The 1036-nt window shown below is 56.0% G+C and carries 1 protein-coding gene and 1 rRNA gene; both read right to left on the bottom strand.

Annotated elements, in window-relative coordinates:
- Window positions 1–855 (bottom strand): 23S ribosomal RNA (locus QP119_RS11465); the annotation flags it as partial.
- The coding region (locus QP119_RS11460; RefSeq protein WP_284776296.1) for a hypothetical protein at window positions 842–1036 on the bottom strand (195 nt) is incomplete at its 5' end. The genes QP119_RS11465 and QP119_RS11460, both read right to left, overlap by 14 nt.

Raw genomic sequence — 1036 nt, 5'->3', positions numbered from 1 at the left:
CTCATCCCCTCAGTTTTCAACCTAAGTGGGTGCGCGCCTCCACGACGTCTTACCGTCGCTTCACACTGGCCATGGGTAGATCACCCCGCTTCGGGTCCAGGACACGCCACTAAACGCCCATAAAAACTCGCTTTCGCTACGACTACCCCACCATCGGGTTAACCTCGCGACGTGCCGCTGACTCGCAGGCTCATTCTTCAAAAGGCACGCCATCACCCCCTAGAGGGCTCTGACGGCTTGACAGCGCACGGTTTCAGGAACTATTTCACTCCCCTCCCGGGGTACTTTTCACCATTCCCTCACGGTACTATCCACTATCGGTCACACTGGGTATTCAGGCTTACCGGGTGGTCCCGGCAGATTCACAGCAGATTCCACGAGCCCGCTGCTACTCGGGCAATAAAAACAAGACAGCGCGCATGGCATTCACGTACAGGACTCTCACCTACTCCGGTCGACCATTCCAAGCCAGTTCCGCTTACCACACACGTTCCATCCGCCGGCAGTTGCCACACCGACACGTCTTTAGCCCACAACCCCTGACACGCAACCCCGGCAACGGTCACACACGCGACAGGTTTAGCCAAAAATCCACTTTCGTTCGCCACTACTCACGGAATCACAATTGTTTTCTTCTCCAACGGGTACTGAGATGTTTCACTTCCCCGCCTTACCCCCACACCGGCTATACATTCACCGGCAGGTGACCGCCAACAACGACGGCCGGGTTTCCCCATTCGGACATCCTCGGATCAACGCTTAGTTGACAACTCCCCGAGGCTTAACGCAGCCTCACACGTCCTTCATCGGCCCAGCATGCCAAGGCATCCACCGTGCGCCACTAGACAAACACGAATCGAATAACCAAAAAGGCAAAAAATTCGAACAACAACAAGAAAAACAAGATGCTCGCGTCCACTCTCCAGTTCTCACACACCACACACAATGACAACCAGGCATCAGGACCACTCGTCCCGACCGGCGTCACCGTGCCGCACACGAACCACCAACACCACAGCCATGCTCTGGTGTGTGC

Source organism: Corynebacterium frankenforstense (assembly GCF_030211955.1).
GTDB classification, from domain to species: Bacteria; Actinomycetota; Actinomycetes; order Mycobacteriales; family Mycobacteriaceae; genus Corynebacterium; species Corynebacterium frankenforstense_A.
The sequence above is the reverse complement of the archived record's forward strand: the minus strand, read 5'-3'. Positions and strand labels throughout refer to the sequence as shown.